This window comes from Streptomyces sp. NPDC007905 (assembly GCF_042959345.1).
Classification (GTDB): domain Bacteria; phylum Actinomycetota; class Actinomycetes; order Streptomycetales; family Streptomycetaceae; genus Streptomyces.
Map to the genome: position 1 here is coordinate 257,766 of NZ_JBIBKS010000003.1, position 17,014 is coordinate 274,779.

The following is a 17,014-nucleotide window of genomic DNA, read 5'->3' on the forward strand; positions in this document are numbered from 1 at the left end:
TACCGGTCGGTACCCCCGGGAAAGTGCCGCCCAAGTGCCGCAAGACTGCCGCCCTTTGGGCAAAGGAAACGGCCGGCGCCGGGCCTCGGGGAGGCGCTCGGTGCCGGCCGCGGGACGGGCCGTGCGGTTCAGCCCGCGACGACGGCCTCCGCCGCCGCCACACCGCAGACGCGGGCGGCGCCGTGGGTGGCGATGTGCAGGGCGCCGCGCGGCGGGGCCTGTGGTACGCCCATCTCGACCACCACGGTGTCCGGGCGGCCGGCGAGCAGGGCGTCCAGGGCGGACCCCATCCAGTCGTGCCGGTGCTCGTCGCGGACCACGGCGACGACCCGGCGGCCGCTCGCCGCCGCGAGCGCCTCCCGGCCCGCGTCGGGCCCGGTGAAGGTTCCGGCCGTGCTGCCCGGCAGCAGCCGCCGCAGCTCGGCGGCCACCCCCCAGGGAGTCTCGTCGCCGACTGCGATGTTCGGGGCCGGGTTGAACCGGGCGACGTAGACCGGCTCCGTCACCGGCGCGGCGCAGGCGCCCCGGGTCACCCTCAGCGCACGGCGGGCCGCGACCAGGCCGATCTGCGGTTCCGGTACGACGGCTTCGGCGCCGTGGCTCGCCTCGGCGGTCCACCGCGCCAGCGCCCGCACCCGGGCCGCCGCGTCGGCCAGTCGCTCCTCGGGCAGCTCGCCGGAGCGTACGGCGGCCACGAGCGCGTCCCGCAGGTTCAGCACGGTGGCCTCGTCGCTCAGACCGCCGCCGACGCAGATCGCGTCCGCGCCCGCCGCTATCGCGAGGACCACGCCGTGCTCCAGGCCGTACGTGCCGGAGATGGCCCGCATCTCCATGCCGTCCGTGACGATCAGGCCCCGGTAGCCGAGTTCGCCGCGCAGCAGATCGGTGAGGATCCGGCGGGAGAGGGTGCCGGGGCGGTCCGGGTCGAGGGCGGGGACGAGGATGTGCGCGCTCATGACGGCCCGGGTGCCGGCCGCGATGGCGGCGCGGAAGGGGGGCAGTTCGCGCTCGTACAGCGTCTGGGCGTCCACGTCGATGCGCGGGACGGCGTGATGGGAGTCGACGTTGGTGTCCCCGTGCCCGGGGAAGTGCTTGGTGCACGCGGCGACGCCCGTGGACTGCAGGCCCTCGACCCAGGCGGCGGTGTGCCGGGCCACCAGGTCGGTGTCCGCGCCGAAGGAGCGCACGCCGATGACGGGGTTGTCCGGGTTGGCGTTGACGTCGGCAGACGGCGCCCAGTCGAAATTGACGCCGCAGGCGGCCAGGCGCCGGCCCAGCTCGCGGGCCACGCCCCGGGTGAGGCCGGGGTCGTCGACGGCGCCCAGGGCGTGGTTGCCCGGGAAGGAGGAGCCGGTGCGGACGTCCAGGCGGGTGACGTCGCCGCTCTCCTCGTCGATGGCCACGAGCAGGTCGTCCCGCTCGGCGCGCAGCTCGGCGGTGAGCGCGGTGACCTGCTCCTCGGTGACGACGTTGCGGCCGAACAGGGCGACGGAGGCGAGCCCTTCGCCGAGGCGGCGGCGCACCCAGTCCGGTGCGCTGGTGCCGTCGAACCCCGGCTGCAGCACGGCGAGGGCGTCGCGGGTGAGGGTGTCGGAGCCAGTGGCAAGAGTTGTCATCGGCGGTGTCATCCCTTCACGGCGCCGTCGGTCAGACCGCTGACGGCCTTGCGTTGCAGGAGGATGAAGAGGATCAGGATCGGCAGCGCGAACAGGGACGAGGCGGCCATCGTGGCGCCCCAGTCGTCGCCGAAGGCGGTCTGGAACTGGGACAGCCACAGCGGCAGGGTCTGTTTCTCGTTGTCCTTGTTGAGGATCAGGACGAGCGGGAACTCGTTCCAGGCGGTGATGAAGCCGAACAGCGAGGTGGCCATGAGTCCGGGCGCCAGCAGCGGGAAGATCACCCTGCGGAAGGCCTGGATACGGGTGCAGCCGTCGACCATGGCCGACTCCTCCAGCTCCTTGGGCACGGCGGCGACATAGCCGCGCAGCGTCAGGATGGTCAGGGGGAGCACCATCATCGTGTAGAAGACGGTGAGCGGGACGAGGCTGTCGAGCATGTCGTTGTCGCGGACGATCATGTAGATGGCGATGATCATGACCTCCCAGGGGGCCATCTGCGCCAGCATGAAGGTCACGATGAGACCGCGCCGGCCCTTGAACCGCATCCGGGCGAGGGTGAAGGCGGCGAACAGGGCGATGACGAGCGAGAACACGACCGACAGGACTGTGACGGTGACGGAGTTGCCCACCAGGGTCCAGAAGTGGTCGGCGTCGATCGCCTTCTTGAAGTGACCGAAGGTGACGTCGGTCGGGAACCACACCGGGTCGTCGGAGATGATGTCGCCGGTCGGTTTGAAGGCCGTGGCGAACATCCAGTAGACGGGGAACACGAAGCCGACGAAGAGGACGACGGCGGTCGCGTTGGGCCAGATACGGCCGAAGACCGAGCGCTTCACAGCTCGTCCTCCTCTTGCTTGAGCACCATGCGCAGGTAGTACGAGGTGATGACGAGCAGAACCAGGACGGTCAGGAACGAGATGGCGGCGCCGACTCCGAAGTGCTGGTTGCCGACGCCCTCGACGTAGGCGTAGATCGGCAGGGTCTCGGTGAGGTGGTCGGGTCCGCCCTGGTTCATCGCGAAGATCTGCGCGAACGACTTGAAGACCCAGATGACCTCGAGGAAGGTCGTCGCGTAGAGGAACGGCCGCAGGAAGGGCAGGGTCACCGAGGTGAAGCTCTTCCATGCGTTCGCGCCGTCCAGGGACGCGGCCTCGTACAGCTCCTTGGGAATCGTGGTGGTGGCGGCGTAGAGGTTGATCGCCACGAACGGGATCGACTGCCAGACGATCAGCAGGGTGACCACGGCGAAGGTGGAGAGCTGGGTCTCGAGCCAGTTGTGGTCGGCCATGGAGTGCCGGCCGAGCTTGTCCAGCACCCAGTTGACGACGCCGAAGCGCTGGGCGAACAGCCACTGGTAGACCGTGGTGGCCGCGATGACGGGCATGGCCCAGGCGAGGACGAGCCCCGCCATCAGCAGCAGCCGCATCTTCTTGCCGAGCCGGGCCAGCAGCAGTCCGATCAGGGTGCCGAGCAGCATGATCAGGACGACGTTGGCGGCGGTGAAGACGACGGAGCGCTCGACGACGTGCCAGAACTCCGTCTCGGCCAGGACGTCGCGGTAGTTGCCGACACCGTTCCACTCGGTGAGGTGCTGGATGAGCTGCCGCGGGTTGAGGTTCTGGAACGACAGCATGCCGTTCTTGACCAGGGGCCAGCCGAGCAGGACCACTGTGGCCAGCAGCGCGGGCAGCAGGAGCAGATAGGGGGCGGTGGCACCGCGGCGGCCGGACGGGGAACCGGAGGTGCGGTCCTCACCCCCGAGCGGCGCCGGTGTCCGGGCCTTGCGGACAGCGGGCTCCCCGGCCGTGTCCGTGCCTTCGGTCTGCACTGACATGAGTTGCCATCTCTTCCGTGGCGGTACTGGCCGTACCGGCCGTACGAACGACTGAGCCGGGGGCGTCCGCCGACGCCCCCGGCGCGGGTCATCAGTTCTGCTGGGCCAGGCGCTTGTTGATCTCGCCCTCGACCTCCTTGGCGGCGGCAGCGGGAGCCTTGCCGTTGAGCACCGCGGTCATGTAGGACTTGATCGGGTTCGGCGTGTTCTCCACCGCGGCCCACTCGGGGATCAGCGGGGTGGTACCACCGGCCGCGGCACCCGGGGCGGCGGCCTCGGCGACGGCGTTGCCCTTGAGGTTGGTCTCCAGGGACTGCTTGTTCGGGATGACGCCGTTCAGCTTGGCCAGCTCGCCCTCGTACTGGTCGGAGAGGGCGATCTTCAGGAACTCCTTGGCCAGGGCCTGCTTCTTGCTGCCCTGGGCGACCGCCAGGTTGGAGCCGCCCAGGAAGACGCCCTCGGGCTTGCCGGCCGTCGCGCCGGGGATGGTGAAGTAGCCGAGGTCCTTCTCGATGGCCTTGTTGGCCTGGATCGCCGTGCCGGCCTCCCAGCCCATGCCGATGAAGGCGCCGGTCTTGCCCTTGGCGAACACCTGGGCCTGCTGCGGGGTGGCCTCGTCCTTGTCCTTGGGGGCCTTGGAGTAGGAGGCGTACTTCTTGTAGATCGTCATGGCCGCGGCGACCTTGGGGTCACCGAGGTTGGAGACGTACTTGTCGCCTTCCTTCTTCACCAGGTCGGCGCCCTGGCCGATGGTCAGGCCGTCGAAGAAGTACCAGTTCTGGCCGGGCAGGTAGAGCGGCTCGGCGTCGGTCTTCTTGCCGATGGTCTCCAGGTCCTGGAAGAACGCGTCCCGGGTCTTCGGGGTGTCCTTGATGCCGGCCTTGGCCCAGATCTTCTTGTTGTAGATGACGACGCGGTTGGCGAAGTACCAGGGAGCGGCGTACTGCTTGCCGTCGTAGACGGAGGACTGCGAGACCGACGGGGTCCAGTCCGAGCCAATCTGCTGCTTCAGGTCGCCCAGTTCGGCGAGGCCACCCGTGGCGGCGTAGGCCGGGGTCTGGGTGTTGCCGACCTCGAGGACGTCCGGCGGGTTGGACTCGGAGAGGGCGGTGGTGATCTTCTGCTGGATCCCGTCCCACTTCTGGACCTCGAACTTCAGCTTGGCGCCGGTCTTCTTCTCGAAGGCGGCCTGCACGTCCTTGGACCACTGGGGCGGCGCCGAGCCGTCCATCGTCCAGACCGTCAGCGTCTGACCCTTGAAGCTGTCCGGTCCCGCGTTCTTCCCCGTGTCCTTGCCGTCGTCGCCGCACGCCGAGACGGAGACCATCATGCCCGCGATCACGATCGCGGCAGCCAGCTTGCGCTTCACGCCACCCTCCTCAGGGATGCCACTTATCCCCCCACGCCCTCGGCGGTGACCTGCGTACGACGCTGTTGCACGTAGGGCTCGGGACCTGGCCACTAATGGTGTAGACCAGTACGGTGGAGCTTGGCCTAGACCTTTTGAGGTGTCAAGGGTGGTTCCGGAAGGCGATCCGGCCGTTACGAGAAAGTCACCGGGAGTGCCTCCGGCCCCTCGGCGGCGGCGCGCCTGCTGGACTAGACCTCCCGCATCAGTTGGACTAGACCATAGGGCAGTTGGTCGCTATAACGGGAGCCCCCACACCCTCGGCCGGGAAGGCAGGCATGGCCACCGACGTCAGCAGCGCCCAGCACCCCAAGGGGGCGCCCCGCCGCGCCGCGCGCGTGCCGAAGTACTACCGGATCAAACAGCAGGTGCTGGAGATCACGCAGGCGCTCGAGCCGGGCTCGGCCATGCCCGCGGAGCGGCTGCTCGCCGTCCGGTTCGGCACCTCGCGCACCACCATCAGGCAGGCGCTGCAGGAGCTGGTCGGGGAGGGCCGGCTCGACCGCATCCAGGGCAAGGGCACCTTCGTCGCCCAGCCCAAGCTGTACCGGACCCTCCAACTCACCTCGCACACCGAGGACATGCGCGCCCAGGGCCTGGAGCCGGCCTCGCAGGTCCTGGACATCGGCGAGGTCGCGGCGGCCGCGAAGCTCTCGGGCCTCCTCGGCATCGATGTCGGCGAACGCGTCCTGCGCATCGAGCGGCTGCGGCTGGCCAGCGGCGATCCGATGGCGATCGAGACGACCCACCTGTCGGCGCGGCGCTTTCCCGGGCTGCGCCGGTCACTGGCGACGTACCCGTCGCTGTACACGGCTCTCGCCGAGGTGTACGGCGTCCATCTCGTGGAGGCCGACGAGACGATCGAGACCTCGCTGTCGACGCCGCGCGAGGCCCACCTGCTCGCCACCGACGTGGGCCTGCCGATGCTGCTGCTGTCCCGGCACTCGCGGGACGCCGAGGGCACACCGGTGGAATGGGTGCGCTCGGTGTACCGGGGCTCCCGCTACAAGTTCGTCGCCGCGCTGCGCCGTCCGGTGGCGGGTTCGTCCGGCGGGCGCGTCCGGGAGAACGGGTGAGCGTTCCGCACCCCGCCGGGCCCGGGCCGAGCCTCGCCGTCGCGCTGGTGCGGGCGCGGGAGGCGGCCTGTCTCACGCAGGACGAGCTCGCGGTGCGGTCGGGGCTGAGCGTGCGGGCCATACGCAATCTGGAGACCGGGCGCACCGCCCGACCCCGCAGGCAGTCGCTCGTCCTGCTCGCCGAGGCGCTCGGGCTGTCACCCGGTGAGGTGCGGCAGCTGTTACGGCTGCCCCGGGGCGACCGGCCGGCCGCGTGGGCGGGGCGGGCCGTGCCGGCCGAACTGCCCGCGGCACCCCGCCGCCGCCTCGTCGGACGGGAGCGGCTCACCGAAGCGCTGACGGCCCGCCTCCCCGGACCCGGCGGACCCGCCGTCGTCGTGGGGCCCCCGGGCGCCGGAAAGACCGCGCTGGTCCTGCACACCGCCCACGCGGTGCGCGACCGGTTCCCGGACGGGCAGGTCTTCGTCGACCTGCACTCCGCGTCCGGCCTCCCCTTCACCTCGGACCTGCTGGTCCACCGCGTCCTGCGCTCCCTCGGCGACGCCTGCGCCGCGCGGGACCCGGAGGAGGCTCGCGCCCGGCTGCGGGACGCGCTCAGCAGCCGGCGGGTGCTCGTGGTCCTCGACAATGCCGTCTCCGAGGCGCAGGTCCGGCCGCTGCTCGTGGACGGCGGGCGCAGCGCCGTACTGGTGGCCGCGCGCCGTGAACTGTCCGCACTGCCGGAGCGGTTTTGCCGTCCGATCGGCCCACTGGACCCTGGGACCTCCTACCGGATGCTGGCCGATCTGGTGGGTGCCGCCCGTACCGGGGCGGAGCGGCCGGCGGCGCTGAGCATCGTGAAGTCCTGCGCGGGGCTGCCGCTGGCCCTGCACATCGCGGGCCTGTGGCTCACGGCGCGCCCGCACCGCTGTCTGGGCGACCTCGCGGACCGGCTGGCGGACGAGCGGGACCGGCTGCGCTCCCTGTGCGTCGGGGACCTGTCCCTGCTCGCCAGCGTGAGAGCCTACTACCGCTCACTGCCGCCCCCGTTACGCATCGCCCTTCGGCAACTGGCGGCCGTGCAGGGGGACTTCGGTTTTCACGAGATGACGACCCGGGTGACGCCGTCCCGGCGGCTTGCCGTGGACCTGCTCGAGGAGCTGCTGCACCGCCAGATGATCCGGGCCGGCGAACCGGACCGGGACGGGCGCATCCGCTACCGCCTGTACGACGCGGTACGCCTGTACGCGGCGCACAGCACCGCACTGCCCCGCACGCGGCACCTGCACGGCCTGTAGGGAACGTCGTACGACCTGCGCGCAGCCGCGCTTCAGTCCAGGAACGCCGTCTCGATCCAGCGGCGCACCGCCCGCGGACGCATCCGGTGCAGGCGGTCGACGGTGTCGGCCACCTGCTGCGAACCGCCCACCGAAAGGAACTTCTCCCGTACCAGGTCGGCGTGGCCCGCCCGGGTCTCGGGACCGGCGGCGCCCACCGGTATCAGCCGGGTGCGGGAGACCGTACGGCCGTCCGTCAGCCGTACGGTGACCCGGGCGCCGGTGGCCTTGGTGGACCGGGAGAAGTCCCGGTCGTCGGTCTGCAACGCGCCGATCAGGTCGACTAGTTCGTCCCCGCCGAAACCGCGCAGCCATGGCACGGCCAGCTCGCCGGCCTCGCGCACGGCCTCGCCGAAGGGCGCGTCGGACAGGAACAGTTCACGGGTCATCTCCGTGTCGTGCTCCAGCCGTATCCGCTTCGCCAGCGCCCAGCGGTCGGGGTCGTCCAGAGACGGCGGGGAGAAGTCGTCCACCGAGAACTCGCCGGTGAGCAGGGTGGTGGCGACCGGGTAGGGCACGTCCAGGACCAGTGCGCCCAGCGGGGAGCCGGGGCCGGTGACGTACTGGGCGGCCCGCTCCCCCGCGAACAGCGTGTACAGGGAGGCCTCCACGATCACTTCGGCCACGTCCTGCGGCCTGACGGCGCCGAGTTCCTTGTGGATCTCGGCGGCGCAGTCCACGGCCGCGTCGATGCCGGGGCCGCCGGGATGCATCTTGAACGACAGCGTGTCGGTGTGCCAGCGGTGGCCCAGCCCCTTGGCCACCGCCTGCGGCAGCGGCACGGTCGCGAACCGGGCCAGGAAGCCGTCGCTGTGCTCCATGATGTCCGGGGCACCGCGCAGCCCGGCGTACGCCGCGTCGCAGGCGTCCATCGCGGTGCGCACCGGGGTGAAGGTGTTGAACAGCCGGGCGTCGCTGGCCAGGAAGGCGCGCATCAGCGGCCAGTTGGGCATGGCGAAGGCCAGTCCGAAGGCGTTCTCGAAGAGGGTGGCGGGGGCCCGGTCGCAGTGCAGGCGGCCGGCGACCGCGCCGGCCAGGTGGGTGTGCACGGCGCTCTGCCCGCGCAGCGGGCCCAGGGTCGCGGAGGCGGTGATGCGGGCCGCGCACTCGTTGGCCACGACCACCGCGCTGAGCAGCGACGGTCCGTCCAGCTGGCGGGCGTAGGCGAAGGCGAGCGGGACCGCGACCGTGGAGTTGGACAGGTGTCCGGCGTACGCGGTGTCGTCCAGGTTGAGCCAGGAACCGAGGGCGGCGAAGACGCCCGCGGCCTGCCGCGGGTCGCGCTGCATGGGGTGCCCGAAGGCCGCCACCAGCTTTCTGCCGAGGGGGTGCTGGAGACCGGCCCGGATGGAGGCGATCTGCGACAGCACCTGGCTCGCGGCGAGCTTCAGCACCCGGCACGGGATGTGCTGCGGGCGCAAGGCGGCCGCCCAGTGCGAGAGTTCGCGCAGCGGGGTGTCGGCGGGCGCGCGGCCGCGGGCGGCCCTGGGCAGGGTGTGTGCCTGCTCGGCCCAGTCGGCGCACAGGGACCGGGCGACGCTCTCCCCGAGGACAGCGGTCATGAGGCGGCTACCTTCCTTGCCGTGCGTGCGTCGAGGGCGGGAACACGACTGCTCGGAACACGACTGCGGGAGCACCGGCGAGCCGGTGCTCCCGCGGTGAGTGCCGTGCTCAGGCGGCCGGGACCTTGTCCAGGAAGCCGTAGACGGCCTTGATCCTGCCCTCGTCGTCGGTGACCAGGACGTCGAAGCCGATGGCGATCGGCTCGGCACCCGGCTCGGTCACCAGGCCCCACTGGAAGCGGGCCTGGTTGTGGTGGGCGTCGACGGTGCCGTGCAGCTCGAAGGCGAGGCCCTTGAACTGGTCGCGGGCACCGGCCACCACGGCCGCGAAGCCCTCGTGACCCTCGACCGCCGCGAGCGGGTCGATGTACGGGGCGTCGGCGGTGAACAGCTCGGCGATGGCCGCGGCGCGCTTGTCGGCGTCCGCCTCGTTCCAGATGTCGAGGTAGCGGGAGACGGTGGTGGTCAGGTCGCTCATGCGGGCGTTCTCCTCTGTGACGTGCTGTGACTTGTTCTTCGGACAGGTGGCTTCGTACGGGCTTCAGGGGGTGGCCGGCGCCCAGACCGGGAGGGCTCCGGGGAGCACCTCGAAGGTGGCCGAGGCGCCGATGCCGTGCTGGTACTCGCCGTCGTGCTCCAGCGGCAGCCGGTGGCCGTCGGTGCGCTCGACGGTGATCCTGCGGCCGCGCGCGTACACGGTCGCCCGGTGGTCCATGTGCGCGGCGGTCAGGGTCAGTTCGGGTACGTCGGCCGCGGCGATCCCGCCGCCGATGACGCAGACGTCGAGCAGTCCGTCGTCGAGCAGCGAGTCCGGCAGCACCAGGAACCGGCCGCCGCGGTACCGGCCGCCGCCGACGTTGGCGAGGACCGTGGGGCCCTCGTGCACGACCCGGCCGTCGACGGTGACCCGGCCCGGGTACGGCTCGTAGCCGGCGGCCGTGTCGGCGAACGCGCGGGCGTAGCGCTCGCGTCCGGTCAGCGGCAGGCCCCGGGCGGTGATCAGCGCATCGGCGATCACGCCCGAACAGGCGCCCAGGTAGACGTAGTTGCGGGTCTCGGCGAGGCGGCCCAGATCCAGGCGGCGCAGGCGGGCGCTGCCACCTATGCCGTGGTCGGTCAGGATCGCCTTCAGGGACTCGCTCCAGGGCCGGTCGCCCCACAGCATCTTGTACCCGGAGTTGCCGGTGCCGCCGGGCACCACCGCGAGGGTGGCGTTCCCGGTGACGGGCACCAGGCCCTGCACGGCCTCGCGAACGGTGCCGTCGCCCCCGATCACGACGATCAGGTCGGGCGCCCCGGCCGGCCGCTGCAGGGCCCGGCGCACGGCGACGGTGGCATCACCCGGTCCCGTGGTGCGGTGCACCTCGGCGCGCTCCAGGTAGGAGGCGCACAACTGCCGTACTTCCTCGACCAGTTCGCGCGAGTGACTGCCGGATGCGGGGTTGCCAAGGACGAGTGCCCGGGTGGGAGCCGGGGCTGCGGTGTCTGCCATGTCGGGCGTACTCCTTCGTCGGACGGCACCGCAGGACCGGGCTGGTGCGCCCCGGCGTCGCGGCGATCCCCACTCTGCCGGGGGGCGCTGTCACGGGGCTGACGTGGTGCTGACGCGGTACGGGGGGTGGACGGGCCGGCCGGGAGGGAGGCGGGGTCGTGGTGGGGCACGGCCCTCCTGTCAGCCGGGTGGAGCGGCCGTCACCAGGTGACGGGGAGCTCCTCCAAGCCGTAGACGAGGGTGTTCTCGCGGAAGCGGACGTCCTCGACGGGGATGGCCAGGCGGAGCGTCGGGAAGCGGGCGAAGAGCCGGCTCAGGCACACCTCCAGCTCCATGCGGGCCAGCGAGGCGCCGGGGCACAGGTGTGCGCCGAAGCCGAAGGCGAGGTGGCCGGAGGCGTTGCGGTGGATGTCCAGGCGGCCCGGGTCGGGGTAGACCGATTCGTCGTGGTTGGCGCCAGGGATCGCCACGATCACGCCCTCGCCCTTGCGGATGTGCGCCCCGCTTAGCTCGACGTCGGCCACCGCGGCCCGCACCTGGTTGTCCTGCGAGATGGACCAGTAGCGCAGCAGTTCCTCGACGGCCGGCTTGAACAGGGCGGGTTCGGCGCGCAGTTCGGCCAGCTGGTCCGGGTCGCGCAGCAGGCTGAGGACGCTCAGGCTGATCTGGTGGGCGGAGGTCTCGTGCCCTGCCACCAGGAAGAACCGGGCCATGGCCACCAGTTCCTGGTGGCTCAGCTCCCCGCTCGCCACATAGCGGGTGGCCAGCCGGCTGATCAGGTCGTCCTTGGGGTCCGCGGTGCGCTGCGCGGCCAGCCGGTCCAGGAACTGGCTCATCTCCACGAACGCGCCGTACGTCTCCTCGGGCGTCGCGTCCTGGGAGAGGATGACCCGGCTCTGTTCGGTGAACGTCGCCTCGTCCTCCTCGGGGACGCCGAGCATCCGGGCGATGACCAGCGAGGGCAGCCGCACCGCGAAGTTCTCCACCAGGTCGACCGGGCGGGGGCCCCGCTCCAGCTCGTCCAGCAGCTGCTCGACGAGGAGTTCCACCTCGGGGCGCAGGGCACGGGTGCGGCGGGCGGTGAACTCGGTCATCGCCATGCGGCGCAGCCGGCCGTGCTCGGGGTCGTCCATGCGGTTGAACGACATCACGCCGGGCTCCGGCGGCAGCTGGATCCGGATCGGGAAGCCGGGCTTCTGGTCGTCCGCGCTGAAGCGGTTGTCGTTGAGCACCCGGCGAACGTCCGCGTGCCGGGTGACCAGCCACGCCTCGCCGCCGCGTATGCGCACCTTCAGCGGGGGCTCCTTGCGGAGGTCCTCGTACGCGTCCGGGGGGCCGTACGGGCAGGACCGGGGCATGGGCCAGGCTGGAAGGGGCTCGCAGGAGTCAGTCATGGTTTCCTCCGTTGGTCCGGCTGAAATGGGGCGGGTTGTTTCGGCCATCGTGGAGGAGGTGGCTGACCTGGTTCTGACGCACGGCTGACGGGCACGCGGAGGTTCCTGTTTCCGCGTGCCCGTCGTTCAGAGTTGCACTAATCGCCGTGCGTGTGAGGTCCGGTGGCGAGTGCCGGTGCCCGGGGGCCGGTGGCGCGGTCCCCCGCGCCCCTCAGCGTGTTTCCAGCGCCCCCACGCACCCGGCTCAGGACGCTTCCGTCCCGCGCGGCAGCGCCTGCACCAGTGCCGCCACCAGGACGCAGATTCCCGCCTGGACCAGCAGGCTGGTGCCGAAGGCGTGGGCGTAGGAGTGGGCGTCGACGCGGTGGCCGGCGACGCTGAAGAAGACCACGCCGATCACCGCGATGCCAATGGCATTGCCCATCTCCTGGGCGGTGGAGAAGACACCGGACGCGGCGGCCGCGTGGTGCGGGGCCACGCCCTCCAGGACCAGCGAGGTGAGCGGGGCGACGACGAAGCCCATGCCGAACCCGCCGAGCACCATGGCCGGAATGCACCAGGCGACGGAGCCGCTGGTGTCCAGGTGCCACACGGTCTCGGCCAGCGCCACGTCACCCGCCGCCAGCAGCACCGCCCCCAGGGCCAGAACCTGCTTGCCCAGCTTGGCCGCGGCCTTCGGCGCCTGCACCGAGCCGATGAAGAAGCCGAGGCCGAGCGGGATGAACAGCAGCCCGGACCGCAGCGCGGACTGGCCCCGGCCCTCCTGCAGGTACAGCGCGAGGACCAGGAAGAAGGAGGCCATCGCGGCGAAGAACACCAGCAGGGAGACCACGCCCACGCCGAACGCGCGGTCCTCGAACAGGCTCGGGTTGACCAGCGGCGACCTGCCGCGGGCGGCCTTGCGGCGCTGGGTGTACCAGAACGCGGCCAGCAGCGGCACGGCGGCGACCAGGCACTCCCAGGTCCAGGTGGGCCAGCCCTGCTCGCGGCCCTCGACCAGCGGCAGCACGACGGCGGTGAGTCCGGCGGTCACCAGGACCACACCGGTCAGGTCGAGTCCGGTGCGGCCGTCGGCCCGGGACTCGGGCACCACCTTGGGGGTCAGCAGCAGGACCACCGCGCCGATCGGCACGTTGATCAGGAAGATGGTCCGCCAGTCCCAGCCGAACACGTCCGCCTTGATCAGCAGGCCGCCGATCAGCTGGCCGAAGACGGCCGAGGCGCCGAGGGCCAGGCCGTAGGCGTTGAACGCGGCGACCCGGGCCTTGCCCGAGTAGGCCGTGGTCAGGATGCCGAGGACCTGCGGGATGACCAGCGCGGCCGCGGCGCCCTGCACCGCGCGCGCCGCGATCAGCTCGCCCATGTTGGGCGCGATGCCGCACGCCAGCGAGGCGAGCGTGAACAGGGCGAGGCCGATGGAGAAGATGCGCCGGCGACCGTAGAGGTCGCCGAGCCGCCCGCCGGTGATGAGCATGGCGGAGAGGCCGATGTTGAAGGTGGCGGCGACCAGCTGGATCTCGGCGCTGGTGGCGTGCATCCCCTGCTGCAGGGAGGGGATGGCCACGTTGACGATGAAGAAGTCGAGGTTGGTGATGAACAGGCCGGCCAGCACGACCAGGAGCGCGCCCCAGGCGGGTGCGCCCGCGGCCTCCTCGATGTCCGGTGGCGGTGCGGCCGAGGCCGCGCTGCCGGTCAGTTCCGCTTCGGTGGTCATGGACGACCCTCCTAGGTCGTTTCGCGCTGGTGGAATTGGGGCCGAGGGGGTGCGCGACGCACGGCAGGGCACGGGACGGCACCCGGTACGGCGCTCATCGGGTGACTGTCCCGCACCCTGCTGACACGGCGCTGACACGGCCTCGTTCGCTCAGCTCACGGCGGTGGCGACGACTCGCTGCAGACGGTGCGCGAAGTGCGCGGTGACGGCCTGGGCGTGGGTGTCGATGTAGAAGTGGCCGCCCTCGTACTCGTTGTGGCCCAGGTACGTGGGGGTGCGCCCGGCCCAGTGGGTCATGGCGTCCGGGGCCTCCTGGAGCGGGTCGCTGCGGCCGCCGTAGGAGGCGAGCGGGCAGCGGACGCCGGCGCCGTCGTCCTCGTACTGGGCGGCGACCCTGAGGTCGGCGCGGAGTGCGGGCACGACCAGGGCGAGCATCTCCGGGTTGTCGTAGATCTCGGCCGGGAACGACCCCAACCTCTTGATCCACTCGACCAGTTCGGGTTCCGGCATCCGGCTCTGCTCCTCCGTCGGCTGGAAGAAGCCCTCGGGCGACCAGCCGGACATCCCGACCATCGCCGGTACCGGGCCGCCCTCCTCCTCCATCCGGATCGCCAGCCGGAACGCCAGCTGGGCGCCGAGGCAGTGGCCGAAGAACGCGAACGGGCGCTCGTCGAGATCGTTGAGCACCGCCTCGTGCAGGGCGTCGAGCAGCGGCCAGAACTCCTCGTAGGTCGGCTCGTCCCGGCGGTTGTGACGGCCGGGCAGGGTGACGGCCTGCGGGGAGATGTCCGGCGGCAGCAGGCGTTCCCAGTCCCGGTAGATGATGGCGCCGCTGCCCGCATGGGGCAGCAGGAACAGCCGGATCGAGGCGTCGGGCGAGGGCTCCACGGGGTGGAACCAGTGCCCCTCGCTGGACATCTGCCGGCCGATGGTGCCGATGGCGGTGGTCACGACTGCGTACTCCCAACGGTGGTGGACGGGCCGAGGGCGCGTACCGCGGGCAGCAGCACCTCGGCGATCTCCTTCAACTGCGGCTCGGGGTCCAGGGATCCGATCCGTACGACCAGGTGCCGGGCACCGGCGCGGACGTAGTCGCCGAGCCACTCGGCGCACTTCTCGGCGCTGCCCCAGGCGTAGGCCTGGATGCCGCGCATCTGTTCCAGGGAGCGGCCGTAGTAGTGGCTGATGTAGTGCTCGAGTTCGGCCCGGGCCGCGCTCTCGTCGCCGTTGACCGTCACCGTGGCGTACAGCGCGGGGGTGACCGCGCGGCCCGCCTCCGCGGCGAGTTCGGCGATACGGCGGCGGGCGCGGGCGTAGGCGTCGACATCCGGGAGGAAGGGCAGCCAGCCGTCGTAGCGGGTCGCCGCGCGGGCGAGCACCTTGGGGGTGTCGCTGCCGGCCAGCCACAGGGGCGGTCCGCCGGGGACCGCGGGTGCGGGGAGCCGGTCCAGGTTCTCCGGCTGCCAGTACTTCCCCTGGAACTCGGTGGGTTCCCCCTCCTCGCCGGAGCGCCACGCCGTGCGCCACAGGGCGGTGATCTCGTCCAGGCGCCCGACCCGGCCCTGGAAGGAGGCGCCGACGGAGGCGAACTCCTCCTCGGTCTCGGCCATGGGGAAGCCCGAGCCGAGGCCGAGGATCAGCCGGTCGGCGGCGACATGGCTGAGGCTCGCGACCATGTTGGCGCCGATGAGGGGGTGGCGGAGGGCGGGGGTGAGGGCCGCGGTGCCGACGGTGATGCGCCGGGTCGCCGCCGCTGCGGCCGAGAGCACGACGAGGGGGTCGAGGCGGGGGCGGGCGGTCAGCGAGTCCCCGGCCCACAGGGAGTCGAACCCGAGGGCCTCGGCCTGCCGGGCGAAGTCCAGCAGGGGGGCGGCCGCGTAGGTGCCGTTGATGGCCTGCTCCCGGGTGGGGAGCAGGATGCCGATCCGCAGGGGCTCGGTGCTCATGGACAAGTCCCTCTCCAACATGGGCTTCGGGGATGACGTCATACGGTGCTCGCGAGCGGATCCCTGGCCGGTGCCGTCAGCTGATCCCGCACCGCGCGGCGCAGGATCTTGCCCGACGGGTTACGGGGCAGCGACTCGCTGAAGTGGTACGTGCCCGGGATCTTGTAGTCGGCGATCCGGCCCCGCAGGGACAGCAGGAGTTCGCGGGGTGTGGCGCTCGCGCCGGGCCTGAGCACCACCACCGCGTGCACGCTCTCCCCCCAGCGGTCGTCGGGAAGGCCGACGACGGCGGCGTCCGCGACGGCCGGGTGTGCGGCCAGTGCCTTCTCGACCTCGGCCGGGTAGATGTTCTGGCCGGCCACGATGATCGTGTCGTTGATGCGGTCGCACAGGTGGAGGTAGCCGTCCGCGTCCAGGTAGCCGGCGTCGCCCATGTGCAGCCACTCCCCCACCAGGGTGCGGGCGGTGGCCTCGGGCAGGTTCCAGTAGCCGAGCATCCGGGAGGGGGCGCGGACGCAGATCTGGCCGATGGCGCCGGGCGGGAGCGTCTCGCCGTCGGGGCCGATCACCTTGATCTCGTTCCCGGGGCAGGGCTTGCCGACGGAGGTGAGCACGGGGCTGCCGGGGTGGTGGGCCTCGGGTGGCAGGCAGACGGCCACGCTGCCGGTCTCGGTGCTCGCGTAGATCTGGGCGAACTCGCAGCGGTAGGTCTCCAGGCACTGCTTGAGCAGCGTCTCGGACATGGGCGCCGCACCGTAGGCGATCTTGCGCAGCGACGCGAACGCCTCGGGGCCCGCGCCGCGTTCGGCCGCCATCGCCTGCAGCATGGCCGGGGCGGCGAAGGTGGTGGTGACGCGGTGGGCGCGGATGAGGCGTACGGCCTCCTGCGGGTCGAACTGCGGCATGATCACGTTCGTGCCGCCGGCGTTGAAGGTGTGCAGGAACCAGCCGATGCCGGCCACGCCGAAGCCCGGCAGCGAGATCAGGGCCACGTCCTCGGGCAGCCAGTCGATCCAGTCCACGCCGTGCTCGCGGCTGGCGTGCGGCAGCGTGAAGAAGCTGCGGTGGGCGAGGACCGCGCCCTTGGGCAGGCCGGTGGTGCCGCTGGTGTAGATCTGGATGACCGCGTCGTCCGGACCGGTGCCGGGGGCGGGGTCGGTGTCGGGCTGGTCGGCGGCCCAGGCGAGCAGGCCCGCGCCGCGGGCGGGTTCGCCGTCGGCGTCGGTGCCGTCGACCCGGATCACCCGGTGCAGCCCGCGCAGCTGGTGCCGGACGGTGGCGACGGTGTCCCAGAACTCGTCGTCGACGAAGATCAGGGCGGCGCCGGAGTCGCGCAGGATGTGGTCGACCTCGCTCGGGGTGAGCCGCCAGTTGACCGGCACCAGGACGGCGCCCGCCTTGGCGCAGGCGATCATCACCAGGTAGTAGGTGGCCGACTCGCGGCCCAGGTAGGCGACCCGGTCGCCGCGCCCGACCCCGCTGGTGCGCAGGGCGTGTGCGGCGCGGTTGCTGTCGCGGTGCAGCTTCTCGTAGGTGGTGACCCGGCCCTCGCAGACGATCGCCGGGTGGTCCGGGCGGCTCCCGGCGTGGGCCCGGGCGGAGTGGTGGAGCGTCCAGCGCTCCCTCGGTATCTCAGTCATCGTGGTTTCCCGT

Annotated in this window: 14 protein-coding genes; 2 read left to right on the forward strand and 12 right to left on the reverse strand. The window is 71.7% G+C overall.

The window, feature by feature from the left end:
• Positions 1 to 128: 128 nt before the first annotated feature.
• From ACFZDC_RS07560 to ACFZDC_RS07575, 4 genes are all read right to left on the reverse strand, one after another.
• Positions 129 to 1,616 (reverse strand): glycoside hydrolase family 3 N-terminal domain-containing protein, encoded by a 1,488-nt coding sequence (locus ACFZDC_RS07560; protein WP_391321136.1) that lies wholly within the window; start codon positions 1,614 to 1,616, stop codon positions 129 to 131.
• Positions 1,617 to 1,624: 8 nt separating this feature from the next.
• Entirely contained in the window at positions 1,625 to 2,455 is an 831-nt protein-coding gene (locus ACFZDC_RS07565; protein WP_391321138.1) for an ABC transporter permease subunit, read from the reverse strand.
• Positions 2,452 to 3,453, reverse strand: coding sequence for an ABC transporter permease subunit (locus ACFZDC_RS07570; RefSeq protein WP_391321141.1), 1,002 nt, complete (start codon positions 3,451 to 3,453; stop codon positions 2,452 to 2,454). Before ACFZDC_RS07570 ends, ACFZDC_RS07565 begins: the two co-directional genes overlap by 4 nt.
• Before the next feature lie 91 nt (positions 3,454 to 3,544).
• The gene (locus ACFZDC_RS07575) at positions 3,545 to 4,822 is read right to left on the reverse strand and encodes an extracellular solute-binding protein (RefSeq protein WP_391321143.1); all 1,278 of its coding nucleotides are present in this window, start codon (positions 4,820 to 4,822) and stop codon (positions 3,545 to 3,547) included.
• Positions 4,823 to 5,139: 317 nt separating this feature from the next.
• On the opposite strand from ACFZDC_RS07575, the gene ACFZDC_RS07580 reads away from it, so the two are divergent.
• Both ACFZDC_RS07580 and ACFZDC_RS07585 read left to right on the forward strand, forming a co-directional pair.
• Positions 5,140 to 5,937 (forward strand): UTRA domain-containing protein, encoded by a 798-nt coding sequence (locus ACFZDC_RS07580; RefSeq protein ID WP_391321145.1) that lies wholly within the window; start codon positions 5,140 to 5,142, stop codon positions 5,935 to 5,937.
• Complete coding sequence (locus tag ACFZDC_RS07585; RefSeq protein WP_391321147.1) at positions 5,934 to 7,214, forward strand: NB-ARC domain-containing protein; 1,281 nt, start codon at positions 5,934 to 5,936, stop codon at positions 7,212 to 7,214. Before ACFZDC_RS07580 ends, ACFZDC_RS07585 begins: the two co-directional genes overlap by 4 nt.
• Positions 7,215 to 7,246: 32 nt before the next feature.
• Here the strand turns inward: ACFZDC_RS07585 and ACFZDC_RS07590 are convergent, their stop codons facing one another.
• The 8 genes from ACFZDC_RS07590 to ACFZDC_RS07625 form a co-directional block, all read right to left on the reverse strand.
• Positions 7,247 to 8,815, reverse strand: a complete 1,569-nt coding sequence (locus ACFZDC_RS07590; RefSeq protein ID WP_391321149.1) for an MmgE/PrpD family protein — start codon at positions 8,813 to 8,815, stop codon at positions 7,247 to 7,249.
• A gap of 109 nt (positions 8,816 to 8,924) precedes the next feature.
• Complete coding sequence (locus tag ACFZDC_RS07595) at positions 8,925 to 9,293, reverse strand: nuclear transport factor 2 family protein (protein WP_391321151.1); 369 nt, start codon at positions 9,291 to 9,293, stop codon at positions 8,925 to 8,927.
• Between the two features lie 63 nt (positions 9,294 to 9,356).
• On the reverse strand, positions 9,357 to 10,307 hold the full coding sequence (locus ACFZDC_RS07600; protein WP_391321153.1) for a diacylglycerol kinase family protein: 951 nt from the start codon (positions 10,305 to 10,307) through the stop codon (positions 9,357 to 9,359).
• Positions 10,308 to 10,507: 200 nt separating this feature from the next.
• The gene (locus tag ACFZDC_RS07605) at positions 10,508 to 11,701 is read right to left on the reverse strand and encodes a cytochrome P450 (protein ID WP_391321155.1); all 1,194 of its coding nucleotides are present in this window, start codon (positions 11,699 to 11,701) and stop codon (positions 10,508 to 10,510) included.
• Between the two features lie 244 nt (positions 11,702 to 11,945).
• Entirely contained in the window at positions 11,946 to 13,415 is a 1,470-nt protein-coding gene (locus ACFZDC_RS07610) for an MFS transporter (RefSeq protein ID WP_391321157.1), read from the reverse strand.
• Positions 13,416 to 13,565: 150 nt separating this feature from the next.
• The gene (locus ACFZDC_RS07615) at positions 13,566 to 14,333 is read right to left on the reverse strand and encodes a thioesterase domain-containing protein (protein ID WP_391321569.1); all 768 of its coding nucleotides are present in this window, start codon (positions 14,331 to 14,333) and stop codon (positions 13,566 to 13,568) included.
• A gap of 29 nt (positions 14,334 to 14,362) precedes the next feature.
• Positions 14,363 to 15,361, reverse strand: coding sequence for an LLM class flavin-dependent oxidoreductase (locus ACFZDC_RS07620; RefSeq protein WP_391321159.1), 999 nt, complete (start codon positions 15,359 to 15,361; stop codon positions 14,363 to 14,365).
• A 38-nt stretch (positions 15,362 to 15,399) separates the two neighbouring features.
• The gene (locus ACFZDC_RS07625; RefSeq protein WP_391321162.1) at positions 15,400 to 17,001 is read right to left on the reverse strand and encodes a long-chain-fatty-acid--CoA ligase; all 1,602 of its coding nucleotides are present in this window, start codon (positions 16,999 to 17,001) and stop codon (positions 15,400 to 15,402) included.
• Positions 17,002 to 17,014 lie beyond the last annotated feature (13 nt).

Bases quoted from the DNA above. Each gene is read 5' to 3' on its own strand.
- ACFZDC_RS07560 (WP_391321136.1), bottom strand. From the start codon at position 1,616: ATGACAACTCTTGCCACTGGCTCCGACACCCTCACCCGCGACGCCCTC.
- ACFZDC_RS07570 (WP_391321141.1), bottom strand. From the start codon at position 3,453: ATGTCAGTGCAGACCGAAGGCACGGACACGGCCGGGGAGCCCGCTGTC.
- ACFZDC_RS07580 (WP_391321145.1), top strand. From the start codon at position 5,140: ATGGCCACCGACGTCAGCAGCGCCCAGCACCCCAAGGGGGCGCCCCGC.
- ACFZDC_RS07590 (WP_391321149.1), bottom strand. From the start codon at position 8,815: ATGACCGCTGTCCTCGGGGAGAGCGTCGCCCGGTCCCTGTGCGCCGAC.
- ACFZDC_RS07595 (WP_391321151.1), bottom strand. From the start codon at position 9,293: ATGAGCGACCTGACCACCACCGTCTCCCGCTACCTCGACATCTGGAAC.
- ACFZDC_RS07600 (WP_391321153.1), bottom strand. From the start codon at position 10,307: ATGGCAGACACCGCAGCCCCGGCTCCCACCCGGGCACTCGTCCTTGGC.
- ACFZDC_RS07605 (WP_391321155.1), bottom strand. From the start codon at position 11,701: ATGACTGACTCCTGCGAGCCCCTTCCAGCCTGGCCCATGCCCCGGTCC.
- ACFZDC_RS07610 (WP_391321157.1), bottom strand. From the start codon at position 13,415: ATGACCACCGAAGCGGAACTGACCGGCAGCGCGGCCTCGGCCGCACCG.
- ACFZDC_RS07615 (WP_391321569.1), bottom strand. From the start codon at position 14,333: ATGTCCAGCGAGGGGCACTGGTTCCACCCCGTGGAGCCCTCGCCCGAC.
- ACFZDC_RS07620 (WP_391321159.1), bottom strand. From the start codon at position 15,361: ATGAGCACCGAGCCCCTGCGGATCGGCATCCTGCTCCCCACCCGGGAG.
- ACFZDC_RS07625 (WP_391321162.1), bottom strand. From the start codon at position 17,001: ATGACTGAGATACCGAGGGAGCGCTGGACGCTCCACCACTCCGCCCGG.